Origin of the sequence: Pseudovibrio sp. FO-BEG1, assembly GCF_000236645.1 — a bacterium.
Taxonomy (GTDB): Bacteria; Pseudomonadota; Alphaproteobacteria; order Rhizobiales; family Stappiaceae; genus Pseudovibrio.
Map to the genome: position 1 here is coordinate 2584532 of NC_016642.1, position 14955 is coordinate 2599486.

Annotated in this window: 18 protein-coding genes; 12 read left to right on the forward strand and 6 right to left on the reverse strand. The window is 51.7% G+C overall.

Annotation, left to right across the window (positions count from 1 at the left end; genetic code table 11):
* The first annotated feature begins 4 nt into the window (after nt 1-4).
* From PSE_RS11885 to PSE_RS11915, 7 genes are all read left to right on the forward strand, one after another.
* A complete protein-coding gene (locus PSE_RS11885) occupies nt 5-1591 on the forward strand; it encodes a Na+/H+ antiporter subunit D (protein ID WP_014285095.1) in 1587 nt (528 codons plus the stop codon).
* On the forward strand, nt 1588-2067 hold the full coding sequence (locus PSE_RS11890; protein WP_014285096.1) for a Na+/H+ antiporter subunit E: 480 nt from the start codon (nt 1588-1590) through the stop codon (nt 2065-2067). The genes PSE_RS11885 and PSE_RS11890 overlap by 4 nt, the downstream gene beginning before the upstream one ends.
* Nucleotides 2064-2417 carry a cation:proton antiporter gene (locus PSE_RS11895; protein ID WP_008549505.1) on the forward strand — a complete coding sequence of 118 codons (354 nt, stop codon included), beginning with the start codon at nt 2064-2066 and terminating at the stop codon, nt 2415-2417. The genes PSE_RS11890 and PSE_RS11895 overlap by 4 nt, the downstream gene beginning before the upstream one ends.
* The gene (gene mnhG, locus PSE_RS11900; protein ID WP_014285097.1) at nt 2414-2776 is read left to right on the forward strand and encodes a monovalent cation/H(+) antiporter subunit G; all 363 of its coding nucleotides are present in this window, start codon (nt 2414-2416) and stop codon (nt 2774-2776) included. The genes PSE_RS11895 and mnhG overlap by 4 nt, the downstream gene beginning before the upstream one ends.
* A gap of 463 nt (nt 2777-3239) precedes the next feature.
* Nucleotides 3240-3656, forward strand: coding sequence for a MucR family transcriptional regulator (locus PSE_RS11905; RefSeq protein ID WP_008549808.1), 417 nt, complete (start codon nt 3240-3242; stop codon nt 3654-3656).
* Nucleotides 3657-4112: 456 nt separating this feature from the next.
* Nucleotides 4113-4556 (forward strand): helix-turn-helix domain-containing protein, encoded by a 444-nt coding sequence (locus PSE_RS11910; RefSeq protein ID WP_014285098.1) that lies wholly within the window; start codon nt 4113-4115, stop codon nt 4554-4556.
* Entirely contained in the window at nt 4540-5274 is a 735-nt protein-coding gene (locus PSE_RS11915; protein ID WP_051125907.1) for a DUF6456 domain-containing protein, read from the forward strand. The genes PSE_RS11910 and PSE_RS11915 overlap by 17 nt, the downstream gene beginning before the upstream one ends.
* Here PSE_RS11915 and PSE_RS11920 read toward each other — a convergent pair.
* Entirely contained in the window at nt 5237-5668 is a 432-nt protein-coding gene (locus PSE_RS11920; protein WP_014285099.1) for a SufE family protein, read from the reverse strand. The genes PSE_RS11915 and PSE_RS11920 overlap by 38 nt on opposite strands.
* 146 nt (nt 5669-5814) lie before the next feature.
* Nucleotides 5815-6399, reverse strand: a complete 585-nt coding sequence (locus PSE_RS26700) for a DUF5330 domain-containing protein (RefSeq protein WP_051125908.1) — start codon at nt 6397-6399, stop codon at nt 5815-5817.
* 527 nt (nt 6400-6926) lie between these two features.
* Here PSE_RS26700 and PSE_RS11930 point away from each other — a divergent pair.
* Together PSE_RS11930 and PSE_RS11935 are read left to right on the forward strand one after the other, a co-directional pair.
* Entirely contained in the window at nt 6927-7805 is an 879-nt protein-coding gene (locus PSE_RS11930) for a peptidoglycan-binding protein (RefSeq protein ID WP_014285101.1), read from the forward strand.
* Nucleotides 7806-7834: 29 nt separating this feature from the next.
* Nucleotides 7835-8206 (forward strand): DUF1491 family protein, encoded by a 372-nt coding sequence (locus tag PSE_RS11935; RefSeq protein ID WP_014285102.1) that lies wholly within the window; start codon nt 7835-7837, stop codon nt 8204-8206.
* Here PSE_RS11935 and PSE_RS11940 read toward each other — a convergent pair.
* On the reverse strand, nt 8195-8851 hold the full coding sequence (locus PSE_RS11940; RefSeq protein ID WP_208998160.1) for a hypothetical protein: 657 nt from the start codon (nt 8849-8851) through the stop codon (nt 8195-8197). The two genes, PSE_RS11935 and PSE_RS11940, sit on opposite strands and share 12 nt — an antisense overlap.
* Nucleotides 8852-9240: 389 nt before the next feature.
* On the opposite strand from PSE_RS11940, the gene PSE_RS27185 reads away from it, so the two are divergent.
* Complete coding sequence (locus PSE_RS27185; protein ID WP_128647346.1) at nt 9241-9441, forward strand: hypothetical protein; 201 nt, start codon at nt 9241-9243, stop codon at nt 9439-9441.
* 54 nt (nt 9442-9495) lie between these two features.
* The gene (locus tag PSE_RS11945) at nt 9496-10398 is read left to right on the forward strand and encodes a hypothetical protein (RefSeq protein ID WP_014285104.1); all 903 of its coding nucleotides are present in this window, start codon (nt 9496-9498) and stop codon (nt 10396-10398) included.
* An 8-nt stretch (nt 10399-10406) separates the two neighbouring features.
* Here the strand turns inward: PSE_RS11945 and PSE_RS11950 are convergent, their stop codons facing one another.
* Genes PSE_RS11950 through PSE_RS11960 form a run of 3 tightly spaced genes read right to left on the reverse strand, consistent with a single transcriptional unit; the run spans nt 10407 to nt 13929 of the window.
* Nucleotides 10407-10997 carry an N- anchored protein gene (locus tag PSE_RS11950; protein WP_014285105.1) on the reverse strand — a complete coding sequence of 197 codons (591 nt, stop codon included), beginning with the start codon at nt 10995-10997 and terminating at the stop codon, nt 10407-10409.
* Complete coding sequence (locus PSE_RS11955) at nt 10994-11695, reverse strand: DUF1214 domain-containing protein (RefSeq protein WP_041768379.1); 702 nt, start codon at nt 11693-11695, stop codon at nt 10994-10996. Before PSE_RS11955 ends, PSE_RS11950 begins: the two co-directional genes overlap by 4 nt.
* Nucleotides 11692-13929 carry a transglycosylase domain-containing protein gene (locus tag PSE_RS11960; protein ID WP_014285107.1) on the reverse strand — a complete coding sequence of 746 codons (2238 nt, stop codon included), beginning with the start codon at nt 13927-13929 and terminating at the stop codon, nt 11692-11694. The genes PSE_RS11955 and PSE_RS11960 overlap by 4 nt, the downstream gene beginning before the upstream one ends.
* Before the next feature lie 165 nt (nt 13930-14094).
* Here PSE_RS11960 and PSE_RS11965 point away from each other — a divergent pair, with 165 nt between their 5' ends.
* The gene (locus PSE_RS11965; protein ID WP_008549935.1) at nt 14095-14574 is read left to right on the forward strand and encodes a YcgN family cysteine cluster protein; all 480 of its coding nucleotides are present in this window, start codon (nt 14095-14097) and stop codon (nt 14572-14574) included.
* The last annotated feature ends 381 nt before the right edge of the window (nt 14575-14955 follow it).

The window sequence follows — 14955 nt, forward strand, 5'->3', positions numbered from 1 at the left end:
GTAGATGGCTGCAACGAAAACTACAGTTGATATTACAGCGGCGATGGTGACCGAGGCAGTGCCGCTTGCAGATTGGCTTCTGGTTGCGCCAGTCCTGCTGACCATGGCAGGCGGTGCGATTTCTATCATCTTCCGCAAGAAACCTCAGACCCAGCCCTGGATCGCGATCTCGATCATTTCGCTGGTTATCCTCTCGAATATTGGCCTGCTGACCCATGTTCTGAACAATGGTGTTGTCACCATGGTCATGGGCAGCTGGTTGCCGCCATTCGGTATCGCGTTTACGGCTGATCCTCTCGGAGCTCTGCTTGCTCTGACAGCGTCTATCGCAACGCTGTGTGTTGCCGTCTTCGCGATGAACTCCATTGCAGAGAGTGAACGCCGATACGGTTTCTATCCGTTTTTGATGATGCTTCTGTGTGGTGTCACCGGCTCATTCCTGACAGGTGATATCTTCAACCTCTATGTCTGGTTCGAGGTGCTGTTGATCTCATCCTTCGGTATGCAGATCCTAGGCAATGAAAAAGTCCAGATCGACGGTGCTGTTAAATATGCCGTCCTGAACCTGATTGCCACCACCCTGTTCCTTGCCTCAACTGGCTTGCTATACGGCTTGGTCGGCACGCTGAACATGGCGGACATCGCAGGCAAGCTGAAAGCCTTTGATGGCTCAGGACCTGTTCTTGGCCTTGCTGCTCTCTACTTCCTTGCATTCGCAATGAAGGCAGCAGCATTCCCGGTCAACTTCTGGCTTCCTGCGTCTTACCACACACCGCGTCTAGTAGTGGCAGCGATCTTCGCTGGCCTTCTCACAAAGGTCGGTGTTTACGCATTGCTCAGAGTGATGGTGCTCCTGATGCCGGAAGGCCGTGATTGGCTTGCTACCCTGATTGGTCTGGTCGCAATCGCTACCATGCTGACAGGCTCTCTTGGCGCACTGGCTCAAACGGATATTCGCCGTTTGATGGCATACCTCGTGATCGCGGGTATCGGTGCAATGTTGGCTGGTATCGCAGTTGGTAACGAAGTAGCTGTATCTGGTGCGATCTTCTATTCCATGCACTCCGTGTTGATCATGACTGCGCTGTATCTTCTGGTCGCATTTATGTTCCAGATGAGTGGTACGTTCTCCCTGCGCGAAATCGGAGGGCTATACGTCCGCACACCGCTAGGAGCCGTCATTGGTTTGATCCTTCTGCTGGCAGTCGCAGGTTTGCCGCCGTTCTCAGGCTTTTGGGCGAAACTGTTGCTCGTAGCAGGTGCTTTAGAAGCAGATCGTGGCTGGGTTGCTGCCGGTATTCTGGTGTCCGGCCTGCTCACCACAATCGCAGTTGGTCGCCTCTGGATCTTCGCTTTCTGGCGGGGAGGGAACGAACATACCGTTGACGGTATTCAGGCCCTTCCAATCGTAGGAAGTGCAGAAGCCTCAGAAATCTCCTGGAGCATCTGGCTACCGTTGATCCTTCTGACGACACTTATTGTTCTGATTGGAATACTTCCGGAAAGCATGATGTCTGTAGCAGACTATGGAGCAAAAACGCTGATTGATCCGACAGCCTATATCGGTTCCGTATTTGGAGGTTCCCGATGAACAACAGGGTCTTTCTGATGAACCTGCTGCTCGCTGCAGCATGGGGTGCCGTCACAGGCTCATTTACGCCGCTCAACCTGATCTTCGGTTTTGTGCTCTCTAGTATCGCCTTGTTCCTGATCCGAGAGCAGATTGCATTCAGGGATTACTTCCAGCGCGGTGGGAAGGTCGTCATTCTCGCCGGCAGTTTCTTCAAGGAACTGGTGCTGTCTTCATGGCGTGTACTGATGATCGTCATCCGCCCGAAGATAAAACTACATCCGGGCATCATCGCTGTACCGCTATCAGTTACAGAGGACTTTGAGATTACTCTGCTGGCAAACATGGTCACGCTGACCCCGGGCACACTCTCGGTTGATGTCTCCGAAGATCGTAAAGTCCTGTTTGTACATTGCCTCAATGTGCCGGACCCGGAAGAAACGATTGATGGCATTAAGAACGGTTTTGAACGTCAGATTCTGGAGGCGTTTCGATGAGCGGATTTGAAGCTTTTGCAGCAGACTTTCTTTACGCCTGTGTGAGCATCGCGCTCTTTATACTGGGCCTGACGTTTCTGCTAATCGTGTATCGTATTATCAAAGGGCCTACGCTGCCTGACCGCATCGTGGGGCTAGATCTGCTGGTCGTCGTCGCAATCGGGCTGATTGCGACTGTGGGGGTAGGATCCACCTACACGCTTTACATCGACATTTCACTGGCTCTTGGCCTCGTTGGCTTCCTGGCAACTGTCGCGTTCGCGCGCTTCATTCTGAACCGCGGACAAGCCAAGGACTTCATCATTATGCAAGAGATCAAAGATTCTGAAAGGCTGGAGGAGCAGGAATGATGTCAGCAGTTATCTCCATCCTGACAGGGATCATGTTGATCATTGGTGCAATCTTTGCTGCAGGTGCGGCTCTTGGCATAAACCGCTTGCCGGATGTCTACACGCGCATGCACGCAGCGTCTAAGGCAGGTACGCTTGGCTCTGGTCTGATGGTCCTGGCATTGGGGTTATACTCTCAGCAATGGGATGACTTCATGCGCGCTGTGGCAACGGTCTGCTTCTTCCTGCTAACCGCACCAGTGTCCGCGCACCTCATCGCGCGGGCAGCTTATGTGGTTGGCTATAAGCCGTGTAAAGAGACCACAATTGATGAGCTGAGTGTGACGAAGAAGACAGCAGAGCCAGATGCTCCGCAATAATGTGTCAGCCTCAGCCAAGCTTTTTGCGTTTTAGTGCTGAGCGAAGATACAATATAATCGACAATGACCAGTAGGAAGGCGAAAAACTAGGAGTTGAAGTTTCAACTGCTTCGCCTTTCTAAAAGCCGATTACACAGTACAGTCACATTCTTTTGTCTGTACATTAGAACCCGCAGTTTATCTAGCTCACTTCTATAATTTCTCAAGTTTGTTAGAAGTCTGTAAGGTCCTTCTAAATCACAATGCACAAAAAACCATAGTAAATCTGATTTTTTTGACCGGATTTAACTTGTTATCCTTATTTCCTGTCTCTATAACAGCCCCCTATGGTTTTTGCTTGTTTAGAGTCGAATTTCGGCTGTGGTAAGTATGGATCTTATCTTTGATCTTCGGGTCGAAGTATTGGTTCAATAGTAAACAAGCACACGTATGAAATTTAGATCCACAAGATGACAGGTTTGAGATGAGCGAGATCCCTGCAGATAACAATTTGATGGAACTGACTGCTGATATCGTGTCAGCCTATGTTGGTAATAACACTGTGGCCTCCGCTGATTTGCCTGTGCTGATCAACGACGTTTACGTCGCTCTGCAGAAAACCAGCGGTGATCTTTCTGAGCCTGAGCCAGAGCCACTGAAGCCAGCTGTGCCGGTTAAGAAGTCTGTCACGAACGACTACATCATCTGCCTTGAAGATGGTAAGAAGTTTAAGTCCCTGAAGCGCCACCTGCGTACTCATTACGATATGACCCCTGAGGAATATCGTGAGAAATGGGGTCTTCCTTCTGACTACCCAATGGTTGCTCCTCATTACGCAGCAGCTCGTTCTGAGCTTGCTAAGAAAATGGGTCTCGGCCAGCAGCGTAAACGGGCTAAGTAATTTCGGGATATATCCTGAACGAAAACCAGCCTCATTCGGGGCTGGTTTTTTTTATTCCCCTTCCTTCATTTTTTATCCCCTCGTTATCGATGAATTCCCCTAAGGGTGCGTGCATTGTGTATATCGCCCTAGGTTGCTGAATGCTGCTTTCCGTAAAGGTAAAATTGGCTCATCGAACACTAGAGCTTAAGTTCTAATTTTACTGCGCTTGCCACAGTTGTGATTTCAAAATACCTGCAAGTCTCAAGAGTTAATTCAAAAATATAATTTGATAAGGTTTTAGGCAGCACGATTGTTGTGCCCAGGCAGCACGCTGAACCCACCTGATTTTACCAGTTGTTTAGAAAAATTTATGTTTTGAGGGCGCTCAGTCTCAATCTTATCCCCCCCGAGTATCGCTAGGGCAACAATCAATTGTTCTTTGACGATAACCAATCAGTTCATTGGAGTAATTAAATGCCAAGAATTTCTGAGGGGGAGAAAGACGAAATGTCCAGAAGTCCGCGTTTGGGATCTCCGGTTCATTCCGCCCTGCTGAACAAACCTTTATCAGCGGTGGACTGGATGGCAACAGGACGCGTCGCGCTTGCATTTGGATTAAAGCCCGAAGAACTCCATTCCGCATCTCGTGGTTATGCAAAAGCAGCAAGAGCCCGGCAAGTCTCCATGTACATCCTCCATGTCTGTATGGGCATGACGTTGTCTCAGGCTGCAGCAGCCTTTGGCCGAGACAGAACAACAGCAGCCCACGCCTGCAAGGTTGTTGAAGATTTGCGTGAAGATCCCAGATTCGACGCGGTTCTCTCTGAAATTGAAGGGCAACTATCCGCATCTGTCGCCAGTGCTCGTATGCACCCGGCCATAAACGCAGGAGGCCCGTCGGATGTCTTCACAGCCTGAAACTGAAATCCCTGAGAAAGAGCTGATAAACCTGTGCAGACGGCTCTCTGGGCCCAATAGAAGCTCCCTAAAGGCGGCTGTTGCCAAACCCACGCTAAATCATGCAATTGCCCTAAATCTTGTAATCAACCAAGAAGGTGGACCAAGGCTAACCAAACACGGGAAGCAATGGCTCAAGAAGACACTCAGCAATGGTGGGCTCGAAACACAATCTGCTCCAGTGCAAGTGAGGTGTGCTGATAGCCCTCTCGCCTGGCTTAAAAGCCGAAAAGACAAAGCGGGGAGGGCACACATTACAGAGCTGCAATATGAGGCTGGTGAGCGGCTGAGAGAAGACTTTACCTATGCCCAGTACTGGGGAACTGTTAAGTCCAACTGGCGAAGTGAACGAGTGCCCAAATCAACCTGCAAAGTCGATGACGTCAGCGACAGTGTTTATGATGCCAGAGAACGTGTCCAGAAAGCACTGGTAGCAGTGGGGCCGGAGCTGTCAGGCATTCTCATGGATGTTTGTTGCTTTCTCAAAGCACTCAAACACGTCGAAAGTGAGCGGCAATGGCCACAACGTACAGCAAAGGTGGTATTGGGATTAGCTCTGGACCGACTATCTAAGCACTATGGCCCCTCACGCCAACGCGCGGTCGGTCCTGAAAGCTCCCAAATAGCAAGTTGGTCAGCTCTTAGTTCAGAGCAAGTGCAGCAGACGCATCATCCTTGATACGCTGAACCATGGAGCTCAGGCCATTTGAGCGCTGTGGTGTAAGATGCTCTTTGAGGCCGATTTTGCTGAAGACATTCTCAATGTCGGTCTCAAGGATCTCTTTTGCGGGTACACCGGAGTATTGCGCAAGAACGATGGCAACCAAACCACGAACGATATGCGCATCGCTATCGCCTTTGTAAAACAGGATCGGGCCGTTATCTCCGTCTTCCTGAATGCGCTTGGAAAGCCACACCTGAGAGACACAACCATGAACGCGGTTTTCCTCACTGCGTTCATCATCGCTCAATGGCTCAAGTTCACGGCCAAGCTCGATGACATAGCGATAGCGGTCTTCCCAGTCTTCGAGGAATTCAAAGCCTTCTAGAATCTCAGCAATCGCAGTGGTCATAGTACTATTCTTTCACTCAGGGTTTTGCAGGCGTTTCTACCGCGCCAGTCTCTCTTGGGCAATACGATTAGATTCAAAATATAAAACAGCCCACACTCCAAACCAGAGTATGGGCCTCAATTTTCTCAAGAAAATGGCAGAAACCTCTAATTCCGACCGTAATAAAGCGGATTAGGCCTCGGTAGCGGCACCGCATGTGCAGGTGTCGCATAAGTTGGCTGACTGCCTGCAAACAAACTCTGCTCTTCAGCACTTAGCTGTGGTGTTGCATTGCCTGTCTGTCCTTGGCTTAACTGCCAGGGAATATCAAGATCCTCAGAGGTGAGCGCACCAGAGTGGACAGGTTCATCTGCAGCACTGTTCAGGCTTGGTAGAAGTTGACCTGCAGCAACTTCATCAAACGGAATCGCTTCAATGGCGTCCTGAGCGGAAGGCAGAGCTGCATACTGGGTTGGCTGAAGGCCTTCAGCGTCACTGTCGCTGAGATAGTTGTAGGTCAGCCGGGCTGCCTCCTTGGCTTTCAATCCAACGAGGGTGATGACTGAACTTCCCATCTCACAGGCGTTCGGGTTGCGATCACAAAAGCCACCCAGATCCTGCACAGTAGACTGCGCAGCTAGGTAGACCTGAACGATCCCGATGGAAGGCGCATCCTCGTCACTTCCGGTCCCAATAGGGAGCAGAAGGAGAACAAGTCCAATCCAAAATGTAGTTCTAAGCAAAAAGAACATTGGCTTCGCCCAAAGGTTTCAATCACGCCGAAAAGGCCGGCAACTTTTACATAGTCGCTTAACTTATTGAAACCATAGGGTTTACTCTCAAATATAACATATATTGTTCTCGATAAAATTGAATCAAATTTTATTTAAATTGAGAACCTACTGAGTTTTATGCGTATTTCTCGTCTACACAGACTTCGGGGAAGCTGAGATATAATTAACAGGCAGTAAATAAAATTTCCCGCTGGGGCAGCTCAGTTCACGCAAAGACAGCGGGATATGTCATTTGAAGTTCAACTTGCGCGGCTAATAAGCGTTTCTTTAAGCAAAACTTGATAGGAACAGAAGGACTGGAAAACCGAAACTCAGCCTAATTTAACCCAAGGTTTTATGATGGTTCTCGGTGGGCAGCGACCTATTCAAAGTGGACTTGTAAAGAGGAGGGCGATATCTCTAACTCCTCAGGAATACACCAGCTAGAATTGGTAGTTGCTGACAACTCGGGTAACACAAAAAAGCGTTGAAAGAGGTAGTGCTTAATGGTGGGGCGAAAGCCAAACGGCAAAAAAGCGAGAAAAGCTGTAGTTCCTGCGGGTGCTGCACAAGCTCAGCCAGATGGTGAGTACCAGATGCACGTGCACTACGATGAAGACGGCGTTTTTTATGAGAATGGCGAAGTTGACCATGCTGCCGTCGCGAATGCTGCCTCTAAAAAGTCGGCAGGCATGAGCAAGCTATCGACACTCATCCTGATGGCGTTTGTTGGTATGGCATCACTCATTGCAGTCAATGCTGCATTCCTGCAAGACACTAAGCACCCATCTCCATTCGTTGCAACGCGCGTCTCCGAAAGTCAGCTGGACAGTTCAGAGCTCGTCAGAGCGACGCAAAGGTTGAAGCAACAAGAGCTTGTGGCTGAAGTTCAAAAAGAACTCCGCCGTCTCGGTGTATATCCCGGCAGTCTGGATGGTCAGTTCGGTCCGGCGACGGAACGCGCCGTGCGTGCCTACCAAAGACAACGCGCCATGAATGAGACCGGTCAAGTAACGGAAGCTCTGCTTGCGCGCTTGACCATGGACTTTGATGCCTTCACGCCGTCCCCCAATTTGTCCGCTGCTGAAGGTGCTGAAATCCCTATTCCGCGTGCAAGTCCCGAGCAGATCCAGGCCTTAACGCAAGGCGGCTCTAATCTGACTCAAGTGTCAGGCCAGACCGATGTGATGACAGAGCGCATCAAAAAGCTTCAGCAAACTCTGGCTGACTTAGGATATGGTCCGCTCACGATTGACGGTATTCCTGGCGGACAGACCTCCTCCGCAATCGCAGCTTTTCAGCGTGATAATGCGTTGAAAGTGGATGGCCAGATGAGTGAAGCCTTGTTCTCCAAGCTCGCTGCAGTCAGTGGCACGCGAATTTAAGCAGCAGTTTCAAGAAGAAAGACAATCTGATGCGAGTAACCTCTGAGTTCTGGGTCGCAGCCTACACGCGCCGTTGTTTTGCAGAAGGTGCGTTCGCTGGTATTCGCCGCAAAGGTGCGCAGGAAGCTGGGGCCATCTTCATCATTGTTGATCGCTTGGATTCCACATATGACTTCTACGGTCCTGCGCCGCAGTCTTTCTTTGATGAAGAAAAGCCACTGGATCGGGAATTCGAATGCCTGATGGAAAAGGTATCCCGAGAGGATATTGAATCCAAGCTCACACGCGAAGAACGCATGGATCCTGACTTCTGGGTCGTTGAAGTGGAAGATAAGGAAGCACGCAGTTTCCTGTCACTACCGAAAGAGCCGGGGCCTGAGGATCTGTTCTCAGGCTTTTAGTGTTGCAAGCTCAGCATGATAATGAGAAGGCCGCGTCAAGGATGTGCCTTGCGCTTTAAGCTCGCGAACAACGGTCTCAGTTGCTTCGAAGATGCTGTGATAGCGTGGCTGACCAACGGCTCCACTCCAACTGCTGATCAGCTGTCGTGCAAGCTTTTTGTTTACACCAATGGCGGCTTTCTGCAGATCTCTCATGCGATCAGTGTCAACGAGTGTTCCCCAAAAACGCACAAGCAGCTGATCCAGCATACGGGAAGAAAACCCAAGCCCGACGAGCATAACTATAAATCCGTCAGGGTTCGTATGCGTACAGCACTGGTGCACCTGATCCGGTGTGAGTCGACAAGCATGGGCAAGTTGGCCAACCATGCTGGTGTGCCCGTACTTCAAACCGCGCAGACACAACTCAAAGCACTCTTCTTCTGAGAGGGGCCCAATAACGTCTGTTGAAGCGTCAGGATCTGTCAGGCTCTCTTTCAGATCCGCGAAGGAGGAAATCGGTGCCCTTTCCAGAAAGAGGTCTACCAGATCATCCTGAGCTTCATCTGCAGGTGTTGCAGGGTGCAGAGGAGTAACTTTGCTCTTGGAATTGAGAGCAACGTACTCTCCGATCATCTGGTCATGGTCATTTGCAAGTGCTTTCATCACGGCCTCCGGAGCATGAGAGATCGGGCACAACAGGTGCGCTACCTTCAGTCGACTGGCCGCAGAGACCGATGACAGGTGCTGCAGCGCTAACTCTTCATACATATGAGAGCTTGCATGAGAATGGCCGGTTTGAGCAAAAGCCTCTGTTGCTGCAATTAAGAGTTGAGACCTGTCTTCCATGAGTGAAGTAACCTGTATACGCAAAACAATTGATTCATCGATGTTTTTCGCTTCCGCCAGAAATACGGGGCGGCGCATATGACATCGAACAGAATTACTAGCTAAATTTAGGGGCAAATGCTTTACAGCTCATTAACTGAAACTCCGCTTAACTGGAGGCTGGAAGAACCAAGAGATTGACCGGTAAATGTGCCAGAGGACAAACGATGGGTACACTTCATGATCTAGTCACCGAGCGCTCACGAAGGCAGCCTTTGCAGATACGCCGCGCTTATGACCGACAGGCTTCATCTGCTCAGATCCATATCTTTCCCGGTGTCTACCAGATGCCGTCCGGGCTAGCCTGCCGCAAGCGGGTGGGCACTATTCGTGTTGTAGAAGAGCACTCGGAATACGAGAGGGACTAGCTTCTCACGTTTTTTGCCTGTATCTCCATTGCTGTTGGCAGTGGGAAATGAGTCATGGGCGAAATCGGGAAATCAGAATTGATGGGCAAGGGGGATAACTTTGCATATCTAATTCGTGATGCAGTTCGCTATGCAACACCAATGCGCCCCAAACGTGCCCTGGCGACTACTCTTCTGGTCCTGTCCTCAACCAGTCTGCTGCTGGGCGCATGTGCCAAACCTACTGGTGATTTTGGCCGGGCCAAACCAAACATCCTGCATGATCGTGTTGCTGAAGATTTGGGCATGCTCTACCGCTACTCCCAAAAGCAGGACGTCTCCAACCTCAATCTGACTGATCAAGAAAAAGAACTGCGGGACCGTGGTTGGACACTCGTGGTACCACCGGCTTCTGAGGATTGGATCGGAGCCAATAAAGCGCAGTTGCAACGGCAGGGGTTCTTGAATGATCCATATGCTGCGGTCAATCCATCCAACTACTACGTCTACCTGCGCTCAGATAAATACCGTTCCAGCGAGACACGTTATACCCGCTTGATCGATGACATGAAGTCCGATCAAAAGCTCTTGCTGCCGTTCTGCCAGATTGCGCGGCAGGTTCTTGTCAGCGACCATGAACGTCTGGAAGCTCTGAACCGCCAGCAAGACGTCAATCCGGAGTTTGCAACGGGCGTAAAGGCCCGGGTGCGGGAGAACAAGTCTTTCGTGGACTGGGTCCTGCGCGCCACCGGACGACGACTGCAAGCCTACCAGATCGCCATCAACGCACTGGAAGTGGAAACCCCATCAGCTCAGCAGATTTGGGACGCCAGCAAAGGCTACGAGCAGCTCCGCCGTACTTACGAAGAGTTACCGTCCAAATGCTACGCGGAAGTCAAAGGCAAGCAGGAGGAGGTCGAGCGTCCCTCCCGCATCTTTTCCGGCTGGGGACTGGAACGAGCTGCACCGCAGAAGTAGCCCTGCGGCTAAACCCTCGGCAAGTCTGAACAGGTCGCAGAGCGTAATGCCTCCGAGATCTGCGGCAGATACGCGTTGGACGGCACAAACGCGCGGAACAGGGCAAAGCCCTTCAGTTCATTCGTCTCAACCACAATCATCTCCTCAAGATCCTCAGGCGGGTTCTCACGCAGGATAGAGAGCTGCTGCGGTGTCAGCACCAGCATGCGCACAGCCTCGCCCTCAGAGGTCTTGTCGTTGAGGCTGTAAGTCACCTGTCCCTTTTCGTTAAACAGGCCGAGAGACCAGAACGGAGAGGGGGCATAGGTCCGAATGATCAGCGGGCCATTTTCAAGGGAATAACGGCAGATCGCATGGCGCATAGATGGATCAAGATCCGGCAGCGGCTCACTGCGTGGCAGGATCGGCGGCAACATCTGGAAGCTGCGATCCGCACCAAAATCACCAACACGTTCATAAGGGGAATGAGGAACATAAGCGGGCACGCTCAGAACGATCGCCACATGAATTATCCCCGCAACGAGCAAACCGCCAAAGCCCCATAGAATCCAGCGTGGGGAGATGTAAAGGTCCTGCAGTTTTTTCAGGAGGTCATTCATTTGCAGCTCACCAGTTCAACAGCAGGCATCACCGGAGCGCTCAAACCAGCACCCGTCGTATAGGGGATATCATAAAGCCGCATGGCAAACACCAGTCCGTTACTCCCCCCCGTTGGCAGCCAGTTGCCCGGACGCGCTTCAGGAGAAACCTGAATAGCAAACGCACCTGTATGATCCGTCAGGATGCCATGACTGTGCAGGGAAGCACGACCCGCATCTGTTGCAAGCAGCTCCAGAGCATTGTTCAGCGCGGTGATAGTCCAGAGCCGTGTGGCAGGCACTCTGCCAGCGATTCTGTAGTTACACTGGGGATCTAGCGCCCGTCCGCTGTCATCAAAAGCTGCGTAAAACGCAATGCCTTCACCGCTGCCAAGCGGAACACGGCCCGTCCGCGCAAAGATCGCCGTACTGTAAGGATCGCTGTCCACCGTGCCCGCATGCGGATGAGCCACCCATACGCCACTTTCCAACGCGCTGAACGGAGAGCCACGGTTCAGCGAAAGATACGCGCTGCCTATCCCCACAACCAGAGCGATGAGGATCGAGAACAAGAACGGCCCGAACGAGAAGAACGGCGCTTTATAAAGTAATGGCGAGATGTGAGGCCAAGGCTTTTGCCAGGAGGTTTCAGCATCATAAATCTGGGTGGTTTCCGGTTCAGGAACCGCCACCAAAGGCATGTGAGGGGTGTGTGTCATCGGGTATAAGTCACATCCGCCTGAGCGCCAGACCCCAGCTGAGCCTGCACGTTTGACTGAGAAATACTATTGAATGGAAGCGAACGCAGCCGTTCACCCAGCGCTTCCAGAACCTGCTGAGAGGTTCTGTTGAGCAGCTCCGGTGGGCCGGTCACTTCCACATCACTAAGGCCATTAGCAGCAATAACGTCCTTGCCCTCAGGCGGCTCCACACCGGGCATAGCTTTCAGCTCCAGCCCCTGATGCGCATACTTCATAAAGTTGCCCCAGGTCATGGCCGGAAGGCTACCACCGGTCATGCGGCGGGTGGAGGAGAAGTCGTCGTTGCCAAACCAGACTGCGGCGGCCAGATTGCCCGTGTACCCCACAAACCACGCATCACGATAAGCCTGAGTGGTGCCGGTCTTGCCCGCAGCCGTAATCCCCTCCAGCTGTGCACGGCGGCCTGTGCCGCGTTCCACCACGTTGACCAGCACATCATTCATCATGGCCACCTTCTCAAATGGCAGAATTCGTAAGGCAGGGCCTGCATCGCGGTCATGGTTGTAAAGCAGTTCGCCCTTGGAGTTGCGCAGCTCCAGCACAGCGTAGGGGTCAACCTTCTTCCCGCCAGCTCCGAAGGACGCATATGAGCTCGCCATGTCCAGAACCGTCACTTCAGAAACGCCAAGCGGCATCGCACGGGTAATTTTCAGCTCGCTGTTGATGCCCATCATGTAAGCAGTGGTCGCGATTTTATCGCGCCCGATGGCCTGTGCCAGACGAACCGGAATGGTGTTGATCGACTTGGTCAATGCCGTTTTCAGCGTCACTGGGCCAGCGTAACCGCGGGTGTAATTGCGCGGACTCCAGCCGCCAATACTGATCGGACGATCGGGGACAACACTCTCGCTCTCATACCCGTTCAGGAACGCTGCCATGTAAACGAACGGCTTGAACGAAGAGCCCGGCTGGCGCAGCGCATCCGTTGCACGGTTGAACTGGCTTTCATCATAATCACGGCCACCCACCATGGCGCGAACTGCACCTTCAGTGGTGATAGCTGCCAGTGCCGCTTCTTCCACGCCGTAACGATCGCTGTACTGTCGCAAAATGCTCTCGATCTGGCTGACGGCTTCGCGCTGGAAGCCCGGATCAAGAGTGGTGCGAACGGAAATAACCCTGTCATTACTGAGCTCTGGGTACTGCGCAGCAAGGTCTTTCACCTCTTCAAACGCCCAGTCGAGGAAATGGTCCGGTGCCTGGCTCTTTGTCCGGTCAACAGGCTCTGCCGGGTTGCGGCGAGCGCCAATAACTTGTCCCTCGGTCATGAAGCCAGCCTGCACGATATTCGTCAGTACCTCATTGGCACGGGCACGGGCAGACGGCAGGTTTTTATGCGGAGCGTATTTGGACGGCGCCTTGTAAAGCCCTGCAAGCATTGCAGCTTCTGCCAGAGAAATCTCGCGTACGTCCTTGCCGAAGTAAAATTCGGAAGCCGCTGCCACACCAAATGTCCCCGCGCCCATGTAAGCGCGGTCCAGATAAAGTTTGAGGATTTCTCGCTTCGTCAGGTTCATCTCAAGCCACAGGGCGAGATAAGCCTCTTTGATTTTGCGTTGTAATGTGCGTTCGTTTGAAAGGAACAGGTTTTTTGCGAGCTGCTGTGTAATTGACGAACCACCCTGCACAACAGAGCGGGCTTTCACGTTGGCAACCATGGCTCGGAAGGTACCAACGAAGTCAATTCCCAAGTGATCAAAAAACCGTCTGTCCTCGGTAGCAAGGGTGGCCTGGATCACGTGATCGGGAATTTCGTCCAGCGGAATTTTGTCGTTCAGTAAGATGCCGCGTTTGCCGAGCGGGTTTCCGAACCGATCAAAAAAGCTCACGGAGAAATCGGAGGTGGTTCTCCAGTCGGAGCGCTCGGTCGCCTTGAAGGCCGGTTGAGCGAAGGTGAGTACAATGAGGAAACCAAAGGCGCAGTAGGTCAGGCCTTCAGAAGCAAGGCCGGCGATGTATTTGGCTGGTCCGCGCAGCGAAAAGCGGCGCATGAAACCGGAGTACTCGCGAAAGAAAACGCCCAGAAACTGGGAGGTGTGCCACAAAGCAGAATCCAGCCAGGCATCGGTTGCAAGCATGCGCTGGGATAGATCCTGAAGGGTAAAAGAGCGCTCCTTACCCTTTTTTTTCACCTTTTCAGCAGAATTTTCCGTGACATTCTGCTTTTCGCTGTTATCAGAGTTCTCTTCCAAACTGATTACCCGTAGTACCGGTCACACCCCTGAATACGCAAGGGGGACAATGAACCAAACCGAAGAACTAAGCGCAGCGTATTTCCGAAATTTCGGAAAAGAAGACGCTTCAAAATGACCTACTCGCGATATTCCCATCGGAATTTTGCAATGAGAACGACATAAATGGTATCCGTAAACTCTGAGAGTCACCGCCCTTTCTGGCAGACCAAAACCCTTGATGAGATGACCCATGAAGAGTGGGAAAGCCTCTGTGATGGATGTGGACGCTGCTGCCTGAACAAGCTGGAAGATTGGGACACTGGCGCAATCTACTGGACAAACGTCGCGTGCACTCTGCTTGATGGAACCACATGTAGGTGCAAAAACTATGAACGGCGCTTCGACACCGTGCCAGACTGCGTTCAGCTTTCGCCGGAAACTGTAAGAACTTTGAAATGGTTACCGCCAACATGCGCGTATCGTCTAATCCGTGAGGGCAGGGACCTGTACTGGTGGCATCCGCTTGTCTCCAAAGATCCGCAGAGCGTGCATGACGCCGGAATCTCCGTAAAAGACAAAACCATCAGCGAAGATGGAATGGAGCCAGAAGAGTTCGAAAATTATCTCGTCGACTGGCCTGATGAGGAATATACCAGAGACTGATCCTGCAAAATACGTTTATTTTCAATTACTTCTCCACAGGGGAGAAGCGGGAATAAGTCGAAATTCAAAAACTGTAAAGCCAGCGCAGGGCCACATTGCTCTGCGCTTTTTTAAGTGTCCCATCAAAGCCTTACAGCTTTCTTTATTCAAAGTTGAACAAATTCGATCCTAACGTGAAACGGGGATAAGTGTCCATGCCTCTTTGGGTGGCTTCTCTTAGGAATATAATCTTGACAGCGCACCGCTGTTTTGATAGTGTTTTGGCATGCTAGAGAAAGTGTGAGTGACGCCGACGAGGCCTCTTACAGCTTTCTGATCGCACGACACTTTAAAGTTCTGACCAGCTGCTCCTTGTTTCAACGGGCGGCTTTTTTTGTGCCT